Source organism: Acidimicrobiales bacterium (assembly GCA_040219515.1).
Lineage (GTDB): Bacteria > Actinomycetota > Acidimicrobiia > Acidimicrobiales > Aldehydirespiratoraceae > JAJRXC01.
The window spans coordinates 186,003-201,721 of sequence record JAVJSI010000013.1 but is presented as its reverse complement, the minus strand read 5'-3'; the positions used below and the strand labels follow the sequence as shown (position 1 = coordinate 201,721).

Genomic DNA, 15,719 nt, shown 5'->3' with positions numbered 1-15,719 from the left:
CGGGTGACATGCAGGAGACGGGAGAGGAGGACTTCGACGTGTTCGTCACACGCACCCAGCCCCAACTCGAGCGCGCACTGGCCGGGCACCTCTCCGCGCCGATGGTGGGCGACGCGGTGGCGGAGGCGCTCGCCTATGCCTGGGAACACCGCGACAGGGTGCTCCCCATGGCGAACCCGGTCGGCTACCTCTACCGGGTGGCTCAGTCGAAGTCCCGTCGCCGCAAGCAGGGCCTGCTGCCGTGGACGTCCGACGACACCATCCCCGACATCGAACCCGGTCTGCCCGCCGCACTGGCCGCACTGTCGCCGAAGCAGTCGCAGGCGATCTGGCTCGTCCACGCCGCGGGCATGACCCATGTCGAAGCGGCCGAGGCGATGGACATCAGCGCATCGACCGTCGCCAACCACCTCGAACGGGGCATGGCCCGCCTCCGCACCGAACTGGGAGTGACCGAATGAGTCTCGAAGACCAGATCCGCCGCATGGGCGACGCCCGAGCGGCCGAAGTGCACACTCCAGAGGCGGTGGCAGCCGCGACGAACACCGACTCGCGATACTTCGCAGCCCGGATCGGCGTGGCCGCTGCAGCCGTTGCCCTGATCGCTGCTGGCATTGCACTGTTCGCGAGTCTCAGCGACGACGACAACAACACCGTTGCCGGCAACCCGACGAGCGACGAGGACATCCGCCACTGGATCCCGTCGGCGGGAGGTGAGATCACCAGCGTCCAGTACGGGACGACCCCGGCCGTGGGCTTCTTCGCAACTCCCGGACAGGAGAACGCGCTGATCAGCACTCCGGAGGACGCCACGGACCCGGTCGATGACGATTGGACCTGGGTCTCGATCGACGGCCCGACGCTGTTCCTCTTGAGCGAGAACAACGACCCGACACCGAGCGACGGACCTGACGGCAAGTCGACCTTCGCCTATCGCACTGAGGAGGGGTCCGACATCGTGGTGCAGAGCCGCCGCTTCGACGCAGCCGACATTCGCAACCACGAGACCGCCTTGCGTGTACTTGGTCCCGACATCGCAGCGATCGCGGCCGAGATCGCGAGCTGGGACGACGGTGTTGAAGTCGTGTTCGCAGGCGACGCGGCGGCTCCCGACCTGACCGTGGCAACTGACGACACTCAAGACGGCGGATTTCTTCTCCGGATCGACGAGCGCGATCCGGCTCGTTTCGCCGCTACCTACCGATGGGCACTCGACGATCCGGGAGAGGCCGTGTCCGACATGTTCGCGCTCGAGGGTGAAGGAACCCTGAACGCTTCGTACGCGACGTACGACCCTACCGAACCCACCGAGGTCACTGGAGACCAGTGGATGGCGATAATCCAACGCCTCATCGGGACTGAGCCAGCCGTGCAGGTCCGTCTCGGTGGGGCTGATTCCGCACGCGCCATCGTGTCGGAATACGACGGACACCACACGGTGGCGCTCGACCTCGTTCCCACAACTGCGACGGTGGCCGACGACACCGGGCTCGTCGGGTTCGCAATCGGATCTGGTGATGGCTCTGGCGTCGAGCTCGTTTTCGAGCCCGATCCCAGTGCGACCCCTGGCCGGCTGATCGTCCGCAGCCGGATGAGCGCAGAGGAGGCACAACTGTTCGCCGACCTTCTCAACATCGAGCTGAGCGAATCGGCATCGTCGACGACCTCACCGACCACGACAACCGAGTCGACATCCACATCGACTACGTCGACGACGCCCGTCCAGACCGGGATATGCGCGGACTACCCCGTACCGACCGACGAAGTGCTCGACATCGCGACCCACATCTCGGCGAACCGCACACCCCTCGACCTCGATCAGGACGGCATCGACGACGAGATGCTGATCTACGACGACGCCGACGGAAACTGGTTCTTGATCGCCCGTCTCCAGGCCGGCTGGACCAACGCGATCGGACTCGGGAGTGACACGGTTCCGGAACTCATCTCAGGGCCCAACGGGTCGCCGGCGGCGTTCGATCTCGACGAAGACGGCGGCCTCGAATTTCTGGTCACCGGGACAAGCGCCTGGGGTGGCGGCGTTCAGTTCATGATCTGGATGGACCCGGATGCCGCCGAGAGCGACCACGCTCAGATTCGCGTCGATCTCGACCAGCCCGCCATACGCAGCTACGAGTACGTCGACCAACAGGCGACGTACGAAGAATTCCGCGAGATCTTCGCCGATGTCCCCGAGATGTTGGAGGTGGTTGACGCCGACCAGCTGCCCTCGTCCTACCGGGTTACACCGGAGAGCTCAGACCCCGATTCGGTCGGGGATCTGGTCAACCAGTTCGAAGGCCAAGCAGGGGTACGGGACGTGACATCGGCCGATCCGAACACCCGACGTATTCGGGGACTCGCCGACGAACTCATGCAGAGAGCCCAGTTCGAAGGGGATGCCATCGTCGTGTCGCTCCGAGAGTGTGCCCTCAATCGAGGTTAGCCCAAGCCGTGCCATCACTTGGTGAATGAACCCTGTTCACCAAGTAGAATCACGACATGGCCAATCTCGATCACTACCTCGTGTCCTCCTCGGGTCAGATGTCGTTGCCCGCAGCCGTGCGTCGACGCTGGGGCCTCGCCGAGGGAGGACCAGTGGATGTGCTCGACCTCGGCTTCGGCGTTCTGACCGTTCCCGCCGGCGCCGGGCCGGCCCTGCTCGACGACCTCCTGCCGGCAGAGGCTCATCGCGCCTTCGTCGCCGATCTCGACGACCCCGAACTCGCGACGACGTGAGCCACGTCGTTCTCGACGACCATCTTCTTCGCGACCTCCTGGCGGCTACGCCGGGGCCCAGCCTCCGGCGCATCCTCCGCACGAGAAGCCCGGCAACGACCAACCTCTACTACCTCCGTCTCTGCCGAAGCGTCGTCCACGCAAGGGGTGGGGCGCTGACCGGCTCGTGGTCGAGCGAGCGACGACATGCGCTCGGACGAAGCCTCGTTGCTCTCCCCGACGAGATCCGGGTCATCCCGCTCCGGGCGCTGGCGTTCGACATGGCGGAGCTGGCCCAGGAACACGGCCTCTCGAGCCTGGGCGCGGAAGCCGTCGCTGCGTGCATCGCGCTCGACGCGCCGCTCTACGTCGACGAGTCTGACGACGGGCCCCGCATTCGAGTCGCTGCCGAATCGAATGCCATCACCTACCGCTCCATTCCGAGAGGAACCACATGACCGAGCAGCTGTACCTCGCCGACCAGGAACTGCGCACATTCACGGCCACCGTCACCGCGGTCGAGCCGGCCGACAACGGCCACGGCGGCCGAATCCTGCTCGACCGGACGGCGTTCTACGCGACCGGCGGAGGGCAGCCCCACGACCACGGCACGCTCACGATCGACGGCGTCGCCCACGAGATCACCGACGTGCGCAAGCAGGGCGTCGACATCTGGCATTCGATCGACGGGCCGCTCCCCGAGCCGGGCACCGAGGTGACCGGCGAGGTCGACTGGGACCGTCGTCATCAGCTGATGCGTACCCACTCGGCCATGCACGTGCTCGGCGGCGTGATCTGGAACGAGTACCGGGTGCTGTCGACGGGAAACAACATGGAGCCGTTGAAGGGTCGCATCGACTACGAGTTCGACCCGCTGCCCGACGGGTTCGCCGAGAAGATCCAGGCCGCGGTCAACGCCGAAATCGCCGCCGACCGTCCGATCGAGGTGACGTTTCTCCCCCGCGAGACCGCGGTGGAGGACGAGGACCTGATCCGCACCAAGGTCAACATGATCCCCGAGGCGGTGAAGGAGATCCGGGTGGTCGACATCGTCGGGCTGGACAAGCAGGCCGACGGCGGGACCCATGTCCGTTCCACCGGCGAGATCGGCACGTTCACCGTGGTCAAGACGGAGTCCAAGGGCAAGGGCAACAAGCGCATCCGCTGGGAACTCAGCTGACCCCACGGTTCTCGAGGCGACTTAGCCACCGCTGCGGTGGTGAACTCGCCTCAATTTGCGGAGGGGGTGGGGGGAGACCAGAGGCAGAGCGGGGCGATCGCTGGCAAGCTTGAGGTATGGCCATCACCGAACAGCCCGATTCGCAGGACGCCGGCACCGTCCCCGACAGCACCGACCTGGTCACGGTCGACGTGGCCGGGATCGTCGCTCGTGTACGCGAGACGTACCAGAGCGGCCGCACCCGCCCGATCGAATGGCGCGAGGAACAGCTCGACGGCCTCGTCCGCATGCTCAAGATGGAGGGCCCCCGCTTCGAGGCCGCCCTCGCCGCCGATCTCGGCAAGCCCGCACTCGAGGGCTTCGCGGCCGATGTCGGCCAGGTCGCCGGCGAGATCGCGGGCATGAGCAAGCACGTGGCCAAGTGGGCCAAGCCCCGCAAGGTCCGCCTGCCGTTGACCGCGATGCCCGGCAAGGGCTACATCGTCCCCGAACCCCTCGGCGTCGCCCTCGTGGTGGCCCCGTGGAACTATCCGATCCAGCTCCTGCTCCTCCCCGTGGCCGCCGCCATCGCCGCGGGCAACGCGGTGATCGCCAAGCCGTCGGAGATCGCCGGCGAAACCAGCAAGGCCCTGGCCGAACTCATCCCGCGCTATGTCGACCCGGAGGCCATCGCCGTGATCGAGGGCGACGTGGCCGTGGCCACCGAGCTGCTCGAACAGCGCTTCGACCACATCTTCTACACGGGCTCCACCGAGGTCGGCCGCATCGTGGCCATGGCCGCGGCCCGCCAGCTCACCCCGGTCACTCTGGAGCTCGGCGGCAAGAGCCCCGTGCTGGTCGACGACTCGGCCAACATCGAGGTCACCGGCCGCCGTCTCGCCTGGGGCAAGTGGCTCAATGCGGGCCAGACGTGCGTGGCCCCCGACTACGTCCTCGTCACCAAGGCCCGTCGCGACGAACTGGTCCGGAGCATCGAGACCGCGTTCTCCGAGTTCGCCGACGGCGCCGGCACGAAGGACAACCGCGACTTCGCCTCGATCGTCACCGAGCGTCACGCCGGCCGCCTCGCCGGCCTGCTCGAGGACCATGGCGGCGTCGTCGCCGTCGGCGGCGAGGTCGATGTCGAGGCCAAGCACGTCGCCCCGACCGTCATCGTCGACCCGGCCGGCGACTCCAAGCTGATGCAGGAGGAGATCTTCGGGCCGATCCTGCCGATCATCACCGTCGAGTCGATGAGCGAGGCGGTCGAATTCGTCAACGCCCGTGAGAAGCCGCTCGCCCTCTACGTGTTCTCCGAGGACGACGAGAAGGCCGACGAGCTCATCGCCCAGACCACCTCCGGCGGCACGTGCGTCAACCACGTCGTCCAGCACCTGCTCCCACCCGAACTGCCGTTCGGCGGCGTGGGCGAGTCGGGCACCGGCCGCTACCACGGCATCTCCGGCTTCGACACGTTCTCCAACCTGCGCTCGGTGCTGAAGAAGCCGACGAAGATGGACCCGAAGCTGCTCTATCCGCCCTACACGTCGCTCAAAGAGAAGCTGATCCGCCGCTTCATCTGACCCTCACCGGCGTTCTGGTGGACCGAATGATGCATTCCTGCGCACCTCGGTCCACCAGAACGGCGAGGGGATGGGCCCAAAAAGAACTCGGCGCCGGTCTCGCCCCACGCCCGGGTCGTGGATATCGTGGTCACCTGTGACTCTGCAGGGGGAGACGACGGCATGAGCACGCACGACGTCGTGGTCGTCGGTGCCGGTCTCGCGGGTCTCGCTGCTGCGGTCCGGTTGCGCGAACGGGGCCACGAGCCACTCGTCCTCGAGCGCAGCGACGGCCCCGGCGGCCGCGTCCGCACCGACGAGGTCGACGGCTTCCGGCTCGACCGCGGCTTCCAGATCCTGCTTCGGGCCTATCCGACGGCCAAGGAGATGCTGGACTACGACGCTCTCGACCTGCAGAACTTCGACGCCGGAGCACTTGTCCACATCGGCGACCGGATGCACCGTGTGGCCGATCCCTTCCGTAGCCCGGGCGACGCCTTCGGCACCCTGCGGGCTCCGATCGGCAGCATCAAGGACAAGGCTGCGGTCCTGAAGTTCCGCAACAGGGTCGGCAAGAACGACGTCGAGGACCTCTTCGCCGCGAAGGAGACGACCGCGATCGAGCGGCTGCGCGAGATCGGATTCTCCGACAAGATCATCGAGCGGTTCCTCCGTCCGCTCTTCTCCGGCATCGCCCTCGACACCGAGCTCCAGTTCTCCAGCCGCTCGCTCGAGTTCATCTTCCGCATGCTCTCCGAGGACGACGCCGCCGTGCCCGCGCAGGGGATGGGCGAGATTCCGAACCAGCTCGCGGCGAGACTGCCGGCCGGGTCGTTGCAGACCGGGGCCGAGGTCACCGAGGTCGGCGAGCACCACGTCGTCGTCAACGGCAGCCGGCTCGAATCCTCTGCCGTCGTGATCGCCACCGATGCCGGCGACGCGGCGCGACTCACCGGTGGCGAGGTCGGCGATCCCGGCACCAACGCCGTGACCACCTGGTGGTTCGCGGCCGACGAGGCGCCGGTGCAGCGTCCGGTCATCGTGATCGACGGTGACGGTGGCGGTGTCGTCAACAACCTTGCGGTGCTGTCCCGGGTGTCGTCCGCGTACAGCCCCGACGATCGTTCCCTGATCGCCGTCTCGACGCCGCGACTCGACGTCGACGAGACCGCAGTGCGCGCCACGCTGACCGACTGGTTCGGGGGCGGCGTCGCCGACTGGTCGACGCTGCGAGTCGACGCCATCGAGCGCGCCCAGCCCCGCCAGGCGGTGGGCGAAGACCCCGATCAGTCGGTGCGGTTGGCGTCGGGCATGTTCGTCGCCGGCGACCACCGTCAGCACGCCTCCATCAACGGCGCGCTCATCTCGGGGTGCCGGTCGGCCGACGCGGTCGCCGCGCGACTCTGCCGAGACTGCTGACGTCACTGCAGAGGTCTACTGCCGACGGCGCGTAAGTGCAGGTCAGCGACGAGTTGCCCGCGAGCCGGAACTTCTTCTTGACGCGGGTGTAGTTACGCGGCTGTAATTACGAGTCCGCAACTCTTGTGTTCGAGACGCGGCGAGGCGTGATCTGACCGGGTGTCACTGCCTTCGATTCGCATTTCCCGGTGCGGGGAAGGGGCCACGAAGATGGCAATCACCGAGAATTCAGTGACCGAGGCGACAAGCGAGCGACTGAGCTCCGTCGGCACCACCGAGGCGGTTGCGGTCACCGCCACCAGCATGCGCGTCAAGAAGCGCAGCGGTGCGCTCGAAGCGGTCGATGTCAACAAGATCGTGAACGCGGTGGCCCGCGCCACCGAAGGCCTGCTCGGTGTCGACCCGATGGTCGTGTCCACCCGCACCATCGCTGCCCTCGCCGACGGCGCCACCACCCGCGAGCTCGACGAGCTGTCGATCCGCACCGCCGCCGGCCTCATCGTCGAGGAACCCAACTACTCCAAGGTCGCCGCCCGCCTCCTGTCGACCTACATCGACAAGGAAGTCCGCAACCAGAACGCCCCCTGGTTCTCCGAGTCCGTCGCCCTCGGTCACGCGGTCGGCATCATCGGCGACGAGGTGCTCGAGTTCGTCAACGCCCACGCCCCCGAGCTCAACGCCGCGATCGACAGCCAGCGCGACAAGCGCTTCGAGTTCTTCGGTCTGCGCACCGTCTACGACCGCTACCTGCTGCGTCACCCCGAAACCCGCAAGGTCATCGAGACCCCGCAGTACTTCTTCCTGCGCGTCGCCTGCGGTCTGTCGACCAACCCCGACGAGGCCATCCGCTTCTACGACCTCATGTCGTCGCTGGCCTACCTGCCCTCCTCCCCCACCCTGTTCAACTCGGGCACCACCCACCCGCAGATGTCCAGCTGCTATCTGCTCGACTCCCCCGAAGACAGCCTCGAGGGCATCTACAAGCGCTACACCGACATCGCCCGCCTCTCGAAGTTCGCCGGCGGCATCGGTGTGGCCTGGCACCGCATCCGCTCGAAGAACAGCCTCATCGTGGGCACCAACGGCCTGTCCAACGGCATCGTGCCGTGGCTGCGCACCCTCGATGCCTCCGTCGCCGCGGTCAACCAGGGCGGCCGTCGCAAGGGTGCCGCGTGTGTCTACCTCGAAGCCTGGCACGCGGACATCGACCAGTTCCTGGAGCTCAAGGACAACACCGGCGACCACGCCCGTCGCACGCACAACATCAATCTCGCCAACTGGATCCCCGACATGTTCATGGAACGGGTCGAGAAGGACTGGCAGTGGAGCCTCTTCGATCCGAAGAAGGTCCCCGAACTCATCGACACCTTCGGCGACGAGTTCCGCACCATCTACGAGCAGGCCGAGGCCGACGGCAAGTTCGAGAAGCAGGTCCCGGCCCGCCAGCTCTACCAGCGCATGATGAAGACGCTGGCCGAGACCGGCAACGGCTGGATGACCTTCAAGGACTCGTCCAACGAGAAGTGCAACCAGACCGGCAAGGGCGCCGGCGGCGACACCAACTCGCGCGACCGGGTCGTCCACCTCTCCAACCTGTGCACCGAGATCCTCGAGGTCACGAGCCAGGAGGAAACCGCGGTGTGCAACCTCGGGTCGGTCAACCTCGGCGAGTTCGTGGTCGAGACCGAAGGGGTCACCGCCATCGACTTCGAGCGCCTCGGTGAGGTCGTGCGGCAGGTCGTGCCGTTCCTCGACCGGGTGATCGACATCAACTACTACCCCACCAGCGAGTCGGCCACGTCCAACGCCCGCTGGCGTCCGGTCGGCCTCGGGCTCATGGGCCTGCAGGACGTCTTCTTCAAGATGGGCGTGCCCTTCGATTCGCCGGTTGCCCGCGATGTCAGCCGTCGCATCTCCGAGGAGATCTACTTCAACGCCCTGTGGGCCTCCACCGAACTCGCCGAGGCCAGTGGTCCCCATGGGGCGTTCGCCGAGACCCGCGCCGCGGCCGGCGACCTCCAGTTCGATCTCTGGGGCGTCGAGCCGTCCAGTCCCGAGCGTTGGGCGCCGCTGCGCGAGCGCATCGAGACCCACGGCCTGCGCAACTCGCTGATGATCGCCATCGCCCCCACCGCCACGATCGCGTCGATCGCCGGTTGCTACGAGTGCATCGAGCCCCAGGTGTCCAACCTGTTCAAGCGCGAGACACTGTCGGGCGAGTTCATGCAGATCAACCGTCACCTGGTGAAGGAACTCCAGCGTCGTGCGCTGTGGGACGCCGAGATGATCAGCGACGTGAAGAAGGCCGAGGGCTCGATCCAAGGCATCGAGCGCATCCCCGACGACCTCAAGGCCGTCTACCGCACGGCCTGGGAGATCCCGATGAAGTCGCTCATCGAGATGGCGGCCGACCGTGGCGCCTTCATCGATCAGAGCCAGTCGCTCAATCTCTTCATGGAGGCACCCACCATCGGCAAGCTCTCGTCGATGTACATGTATGCGTGGAAGTCCGGGCTCAAGACCACCTACTACCTGCGTAGTCGTCCGGCCACCCGCATCAACAAGACCACGGCCGGCCCCGACAAGGGTCCCGACGGTGGTCCCGACGGCGCCCCGAAGAAGACCTTCACCGACGAAGAGGCCGTCGCCTGCTCGCTGGAGAACCCCGAGCACTGCGAGGCGTGCGACTGATGGCACTCGCCGACGACTACCTCAACACTTCGACCGCGCCCGCCATTGCGGCCGCCGACAAGCCGGCCGGTCACTACGCCGCCCCGGCGGGCAGCCAGACCAACATCCTCGACCCGGGGTTCAATCTCACCCTGCGGCCGATGCGCTACCCGCAGTTCTTCGACATGTACAAGGACGCGATCAAGAACACGTGGACGGTCGAGGAGATCGATTTCTCCGACGACTTGACCGACCTCGACCGCAAGCTCATGCCGGCCGAGAAGCACATGATCAGCCGTCTCGTGGCGTTCTTCGCCACCGGCGATTCGATCGTGGCCAACAACCTCGTCCTCAACCTCTACGAGCACATCAACGCGCCCGAGGCTCGGATGTACCTGTCGCGCCAGCTCTACGAAGAGGCGCTCCACGTCCAGTTCTACCTGAACCTGCTCGACAACTACATCCCCGACCCGGCCGAGCGGGCCGAGGCCTTCGCGGCCATCGAGAACATCCCGTCCATTCGGGCCAAGGGCGAGTTCTGCTTCAAGTGGATGGAGTCGGTGGGCAGTGGGCCGCTCGAGACGGTCGAGGACCGCAAGCGGTTCCTCATGAACCTGATCTGCTTCGCCACCTGCATCGAGGGACTGTTCTTCTTCGCCGCCTTCGCCTACGTCTACTTCTTGCGCTCCAAGGGCTTGCTCAACGGCCTCGCCGCCGGCACCAACTGGGTGTTTCGTGACGAGTCGATGCACATGAACTTCGCTCTCGAGGTCATCAACACCGTGCGCAAGGAGGAGCCCGAGCTATTCGACGACGATCTCGGCGAGCGCATCACCGAGATGATCGAAGAAGCCGTCGACGCCGAGTTCACGTTTGCCGAGGATCTCCTCGGCGAGGGCGTGCCCGGCATGTCCACGGGCGACACCCGCACGTATCTCGAGTTCGTCGCCGATCAGCGTCTGGCCCAGCTGGGCTTGGCCAAGCGCTTCGGCTCGCAGAATCCGTTCTCCTTCATGGAGCTGCAAGACGTGCAGGAGCTCTCGAACTTCTTCGAGCGCACCGTGTCGGCCTACCAGGTCGGTGTCGAAGGCGATGTCAACTTCGACGAGGACTTCTAGCGCTACCACCACCCCGTCTCGCGAGGACGGGAACCCCCCCGACGGCCGCCCGTTCGCTTCACCGAAGCGCCGGGCGGCCGTCCCGCGTTCGGCGCGTCGCGCCTGCTCCCGGCGACAGCGCTACCCTGACCGGCCATGGCGATCGGACGACTCGGCGTGGTCATGCTCGTGGCGTCGATCGCGGCGTCGTGCAGCCAGGCAGAAACCGCGGGGCCCGATGAACCGGAGTGCGAGGTCCTGGTCGACGACTACGGTTTCGAGATCGAGGTGTGCGGGTCGGCAACTACCGGCACCGCCGACGAGGCCACCGCCGAACTCACCGATCTCGTCCTGGCCATACCCTCGCCCGATCTCCAGGAGATCGTCGGCGACGCGCTGCGGGTGATCGGCGATGCCGCGGCTCCCTGTGCGTCGTTCGCGGCATGGGCGCCGCGCATGAGCGCCGCCGCCGACGCGCTCGACACCGCCACGGCCGCAGCAGTGGCCGACGACTCACTCGATACCTGGATCGGCAGCGATGAGGCTGCCGGGCTCGCCACGGCCGTCGAGCAACGGTTGATCGATCTCCCCGAGTGCGACGATCCGCCCTCTGAGGAGGACGGGCTGGCTCTGGCCGGGACCCTGACCAGCGCCGTCGATCGGTGGCGCCACGCGATCCGGCCGGGATTCGCATCCGGGTCGTCGGCCTACTGGTGGAGCAGCGACGCGCTCGGCCATTCGCTGATGGTGCAGGACGTGCTCGCCGACGAAGGACGGATCGACGTCGTCGTCATCGGAGACTCCGCTGTCAAACTCGGCTTCGACCCGATCGCCCTCGGCGACGGCCTCGAGCAGGTTGCCGTCGGCCTCGGCATCAACGGGATGGTCATCGGGCAGTACGCAACCTGGCTGGACGAGCTCGACGGGCTCGGGGCCGAGCCAGGTCTCGTGGTGTTGCAGGTCGCGCCGTACCAATCCCTCTACGCATGCGGCGACCTCCGACCCGCACTTCAACAAGGCGCGCGCGAGCGTCGAGGCGATGCGTTCGCCCGGGTCGCCGGGCTCGCCGACATCGACCCGTCCCGCCGGGTGAGCGGCGGAACGTCCGGCACCTACGACAGCCTTCTGCTCGACACCTATGCCGACTTCTTCGCCCCCGGCGGGCGGGGGCTCGCCGATCCCTCGCGCGACGCCATCACCGAGGCCGAGTTCGACAACATGGTCGACGTCTACACCGCGATCTACGGCAACCCTCCTTGTACCGACTGGGCGGACGCTCTCGACACCACCCTCACGCAGATCGAGGCCGCCGGGGCCACGGCGGTCGTGGTCGACATGCCGGTGTCGAGCGAGCTCGACGCGATCCACCAGAACTCGACGAACGCGCAGGAGGACCTCACGGCACCCTTCGCGCTCGTCGCCGACGCCCACGGCGTGGACTTCCTCGACTTCAGCGACCTCCTCGGCGATGACGACTTCCGCGACGTCGTCCACCCCAACCCGGCCGGGCGGGCGCAACTCACGGCCGCGCTGCTGACCGCGCTCTCGCCCACGAACTGAGCCGGTAGGCGCCGGCTACGGCCCGGGGAGGATCCAGGCCCGACCGTCGAGATCACCGGTGAGATCGACGGCGGGGTCGAACATCGGTATCGCCGGCCGACCGTTCATCGAGACGAAGGACCGGGCCCGGACCTCGAGGTCACGACCGTAGTGGGCCTCGATGAGCTCAGCCGTCTGACGGATCAGGTCGGGGCGAATCGCGGCTTGGGTCGTCTGCCAATCGGTCAGCACCAGCTCGGGTCCGGCCTCCCATTCGTCACCCGTCGCGGGGTCGGTGACCGCGAACTCGAGACTGCCCGCCTTCTCGGTCAGCATCACCCTCCACGCCAGGTAGTAGCCCTGCTCGTTCCAACGGACGTTGCCCGGGAGCGCGTAGTGGCGCAGGGGCAACGCGAGCTGCAACACCGCGAAGGCCATCAGGAGGCGACGGACCCGGGGGCTCGAGCGGGCCGGCGTCGCCGGGTCTACATCGCCCGGCCGGCGCTGGCCACGCAGCCGCGATGGCCAGTCCTGATCGAAGAAGATCAACCGTTAGGGACTCTTAACACCCACTGCCTATCGTTAGTGACAACGAACGTGAAGGGAGAGTCCCCGGGTCTAGGACAGGAGGACAGGTGTCAGACACTTCCGGGACAGGTGTCTGACACCTTTGGGACGGTTAGGTGACGGCGGTGCGATCGGGGGTGAACGACTCGTGGATGCCGCTTTCGACGATCAGCGCCAGCCGCTCGATGGCCGTGTGGACGTCGACGAAGGATGTCGTGAGCGGGGACAGCCCGAGACGGAGGTTGTCGGGAGTCCGGAAGTCGGGAACGACGTTGCCGATCTCGATGAGCGCGCGGGTGATCCGCCAGGCATCGGCATGGGCCAGGGCGGCGGCGGCTCCGCAACGCGCCGGCTGGCGGGGCGAGGCCCAGCGGAACCCCAACGGGACGAGGCGTTCGTCGGCCAACTCCCGGACGAATTCGACCAGAGCTCGGCCCTTCACGGCGATCGCCGGCATCCCCGCCTCGGCCACCAACTCGATGCCCGGAGCCGTCGCGGCCAGCGACAGGACCGGGGCGGTACCGACCTGGAATCGGCGGATGCCGGTGGCGGGGGCGTGGTCGAGGCCGAATTCGAACGGGTCGGCGTCGCCCCACCATCCGGTGATCGGGTTGTGCAACTCGTCCTGAAGGTCGCGCCGCACGTAGAGGAAGGCCGGCGACCCGGGCCCGCCGTTGAGGAACTTGTAGGTGCAGCCGACGGCCAGGTCGGCCCCGACCCCACCGAGATCGATCTCGACCGCGCCGGCCGAATGGCTGAGATCCCAGAGAACCAGCGCACCCACGTCGTGGGCGGCGGCGGTGATGGCTGCGAGGTCGTAGGTGTAGCCCGACTTGAACGCGGTCGACGACAGCGACACGAGGGCCGTGGTCTCGTCGATCGCCGCCAACAGCCCATCGACCGGGCCGTCGACGCCATCGGAGCCGACGACGCAGAGCTCGCGGCCCGACCGGGCCGCGAGACCGGCGAGCACATGGATGTCCGACGGAAAGTTCAGATCGTCGGTGACCAGGGTCGTGCGCTCCGGCCGGGCATCGAGGGCCGCCCCGGCCAGCTTGTGGAGGTTGGTCGTAGTCGATTCCGAGACGATCACCTCGCCCGGCCCGGCGCCGATCAGCGGCGCGATCAGGTCGCCGACATCGGACGCCAGATCCCACCACCCCTCGTTCCAGGATCGGATCAGACGATCGCCCCACTGGGCACGGACGACATGATCGATCACCGCCGGCGCCGCGCTCGGGAGTCGGCCGAGCGAGTTGCCGTCGAGATAGATCAGCGACGGATCGGCGACCTCGAACCGAGCCGCGAACGAGGCCAACGGGTCGTCGACGTCACGGCGTCGGACATCGTCGAAGCCCGGGCGAGTGGGAAACGGGCCGAGGTCGATGCGGGGCGTCACGGACCGACAGTATGCGGCCGGAAACTTCCCTGCGTCGCGGCCCGACCGCCTCGTCGCGCTCGGCGAGACAGGGGCGGGACAGGTGTCTGACACCTTTGGGACGGGAGGACGAACTGGTCTCGGAGCGCTGAAGGATCTCGTCAGGCTGAGTCTGCGGCTGCGGTCGCAGTCGCGGTCATCAGTTCGACCAGACGTTCGAGGTGGTGTCGCTCGGTCGACTCGACCCCGACCGACACCCGCACCATCCACCGCCCGTCGAGCACCGACGGCGACAGGAACGCCTCGCCCGAAGTGTTGATGGCCCGCAGCCACCGGAGCGTGTGCTCGTCGAGTTCATCTCCGTGGTCGGGGGCCGAGAGACCCGGAGGCACATGTCGGACACACACGGTCTGCAGGGGAACCGGCGCGACGACCTCCCAGTCGGGCAGCGCGCGGAACCGCTCCGCCAGCCACGCCGCGTTCTCGAGATCGCGGCGCAGGCGGGTCCGGATCTCCTCGATGCCGTCGATGCGCAGCTGGTACCAGAGCTTCAACGCTCGAAAGCGGCGCCCGAGGGGGATTCCCCAGTCGCGGTACTGGGTGGCGTCGCCGCCGGCGGTCGAGCGGAGGTAGCTCGGGTTGGTCGACATCACCCGGATCAGATGATCGGGATCGCGCAGATACATGAGTGAGCAGTCGAGGATCGTGCCGAACCACTTGTGGGGATTCCACGACAGCGAGTCGGCGCCCTCCAGTCCGACGAACAGCGACCGCATCTCGGGAAGCACGAGGGCGGCACCGGCCATGGCCGCATCGACGTGCACCCACGCACCGTGGACCGCCGCTGCTTCCACGATCTCGTCGATCGGGTCGAACGCGGTGGTGCCGGTCGAGCCGGCCGACGCCACGACGATCGCCGGCCGCCGCCCGGCATCGCGGTCGCGCGCCATCTCAGCGGCGAGCGCGTCGGCCCGCATGCTGCGGCTGACCGGATCGACCGCCACCGACCGGATGTGATCGCCGCCGAAGCCGGCCAGCAACGCGCCCTTACGAACCGACGAATGGGCTTCCTCGGTGGTGTAGACGCACAGCGGCGAGGACACGCCGGCGAGGCCGGTCGTGACCTGGGAGTGATCGGTGGCCCGCTCTCGGGCGGCGAGCATGGCCACGAGGCACGCGGTGGACGCGGTGTCCTGGATCACGCCGTGCCAGCCGTCGTCGAGGCCGGTCAGCTGACGCATCCAATCGACCATCACCTCCTCGACCTCGGTGAGGGCGGGCGACGACTCCCACGAGATGCCCAACGATGCGAGTCCCGACGACGCGACGTCGCCGAGCACCGACGAGAGGCTGGCGTTCGACGGGAACCACCCGAAGTGCATCGGGTGCTGGACCTCGGTGATGCCCGGCGCGATCAGGCGGTCGAGATCGTCGAGTACGACCGCGCCATCCACCGGGGTGGTGGGCGGCGTGGCCGGCAGACGGGCCGCGATATCGCCCGGCTCCACGTCCGGGCGAACGGGACGCGACTCGACCTCGGCGCGCCGGTCGGCGATCCAGTCGACCAGCTCGTGTGCCGCAACCCGGAACTCCTCAGGCGTCACCGCAAC

13 protein-coding genes are annotated in these 15,719 nt (G+C 67.3%); 10 read left to right on the top strand and 3 right to left on the bottom strand.

Going from position 1 to position 15,719, the window contains the following annotated elements:
• Positions 1-8: 8 nt before the first annotated feature.
• From RIB98_13310 to RIB98_13265, 10 genes are all read left to right on the top strand, one after another.
• A complete protein-coding gene (locus RIB98_13310) occupies positions 9-461 on the top strand; it encodes a sigma-70 family RNA polymerase sigma factor (GenBank protein ID MEQ8841953.1) in 453 nt (150 codons plus the stop codon).
• On the top strand, positions 458-2,446 hold the full coding sequence (locus tag RIB98_13305; protein ID MEQ8841952.1) for a permease-like cell division protein FtsX: 1,989 nt from the start codon (positions 458-460) through the stop codon (positions 2,444-2,446). Before RIB98_13310 ends, RIB98_13305 begins: the two co-directional genes overlap by 4 nt.
• A gap of 56 nt (positions 2,447-2,502) precedes the next feature.
• Complete coding sequence (locus tag RIB98_13300) at positions 2,503-2,739, top strand: AbrB/MazE/SpoVT family DNA-binding domain-containing protein (protein ID MEQ8841951.1); 237 nt, start codon at positions 2,503-2,505, stop codon at positions 2,737-2,739.
• Positions 2,736-3,176 (top strand): hypothetical protein, encoded by a 441-nt coding sequence (locus tag RIB98_13295; GenBank protein ID MEQ8841950.1) that lies wholly within the window; start codon positions 2,736-2,738, stop codon positions 3,174-3,176. The genes RIB98_13300 and RIB98_13295 overlap by 4 nt, the downstream gene beginning before the upstream one ends.
• Positions 3,173-3,898 carry an alanyl-tRNA editing protein gene (locus RIB98_13290; protein ID MEQ8841949.1) on the top strand — a complete coding sequence of 242 codons (726 nt, stop codon included), beginning with the start codon at positions 3,173-3,175 and terminating at the stop codon, positions 3,896-3,898. Before RIB98_13295 ends, RIB98_13290 begins: the two co-directional genes overlap by 4 nt.
• Positions 3,899-4,014: 116 nt before the next feature.
• Positions 4,015-5,460, top strand: coding sequence for an aldehyde dehydrogenase family protein (locus tag RIB98_13285; GenBank protein ID MEQ8841948.1), 1,446 nt, complete (start codon positions 4,015-4,017; stop codon positions 5,458-5,460).
• Between the two features lie 162 nt (positions 5,461-5,622).
• Entirely contained in the window at positions 5,623-6,858 is a 1,236-nt protein-coding gene (locus tag RIB98_13280) for an NAD(P)/FAD-dependent oxidoreductase (GenBank protein MEQ8841947.1), read from the top strand.
• Between the two features lie 210 nt (positions 6,859-7,068).
• A complete protein-coding gene (locus RIB98_13275) occupies positions 7,069-9,549 on the top strand; it encodes a ribonucleoside-diphosphate reductase subunit alpha (protein MEQ8841946.1) in 2,481 nt (826 codons plus the stop codon).
• Complete coding sequence (locus tag RIB98_13270; protein ID MEQ8841945.1) at positions 9,549-10,646, top strand: ribonucleotide-diphosphate reductase subunit beta; 1,098 nt, start codon at positions 9,549-9,551, stop codon at positions 10,644-10,646. Before RIB98_13275 ends, RIB98_13270 begins: the two co-directional genes overlap by 1 nt.
• Positions 10,647-10,781: 135 nt before the next feature.
• Positions 10,782-12,185, top strand: a complete 1,404-nt coding sequence (locus RIB98_13265) for an SGNH/GDSL hydrolase family protein (GenBank protein MEQ8841944.1) — start codon at positions 10,782-10,784, stop codon at positions 12,183-12,185.
• 15 nt (positions 12,186-12,200) lie between these two features.
• Here RIB98_13265 and RIB98_13260 read toward each other — a convergent pair whose 3' ends face one another.
• From RIB98_13260 to RIB98_13250, 3 genes are all read right to left on the bottom strand, one after another.
• Positions 12,201-12,713: an HTTM domain-containing protein gene (locus RIB98_13260; protein MEQ8841943.1), complete on the bottom strand. Its 513-nt coding sequence runs from the start codon at positions 12,711-12,713 to the stop codon at positions 12,201-12,203.
• A 130-nt stretch (positions 12,714-12,843) separates the two neighbouring features.
• Positions 12,844-14,130 carry an aminotransferase class V-fold PLP-dependent enzyme gene (locus RIB98_13255; protein ID MEQ8841942.1) on the bottom strand — a complete coding sequence of 429 codons (1,287 nt, stop codon included), beginning with the start codon at positions 14,128-14,130 and terminating at the stop codon, positions 12,844-12,846.
• Between the two features lie 140 nt (positions 14,131-14,270).
• Complete coding sequence (locus RIB98_13250) at positions 14,271-15,713, bottom strand: pyridoxal-dependent decarboxylase (protein ID MEQ8841941.1); 1,443 nt, start codon at positions 15,711-15,713, stop codon at positions 14,271-14,273.
• Positions 15,714-15,719 lie beyond the last annotated feature (6 nt).

Coding starts and splice junctions, on each gene's coding strand:
- RIB98_13310 (MEQ8841953.1), top strand. CDS start 9: ATGCAGGAGACGGGAGAGGAGGACTTCGACGTGTTCGTCACACGCACC.
- RIB98_13305 (MEQ8841952.1), top strand. CDS start 458: ATGAGTCTCGAAGACCAGATCCGCCGCATGGGCGACGCCCGAGCGGCC.
- RIB98_13300 (MEQ8841951.1), top strand. CDS start 2,503: ATGGCCAATCTCGATCACTACCTCGTGTCCTCCTCGGGTCAGATGTCG.
- RIB98_13290 (MEQ8841949.1), top strand. CDS start 3,173: ATGACCGAGCAGCTGTACCTCGCCGACCAGGAACTGCGCACATTCACG.
- RIB98_13285 (MEQ8841948.1), top strand. CDS start 4,015: ATGGCCATCACCGAACAGCCCGATTCGCAGGACGCCGGCACCGTCCCC.
- RIB98_13280 (MEQ8841947.1), top strand. CDS start 5,623: ATGAGCACGCACGACGTCGTGGTCGTCGGTGCCGGTCTCGCGGGTCTC.
- RIB98_13275 (MEQ8841946.1), top strand. CDS start 7,069: ATGGCAATCACCGAGAATTCAGTGACCGAGGCGACAAGCGAGCGACTG.
- RIB98_13270 (MEQ8841945.1), top strand. CDS start 9,549: ATGGCACTCGCCGACGACTACCTCAACACTTCGACCGCGCCCGCCATT.
- RIB98_13265 (MEQ8841944.1), top strand. CDS start 10,782: ATGGCGATCGGACGACTCGGCGTGGTCATGCTCGTGGCGTCGATCGCG.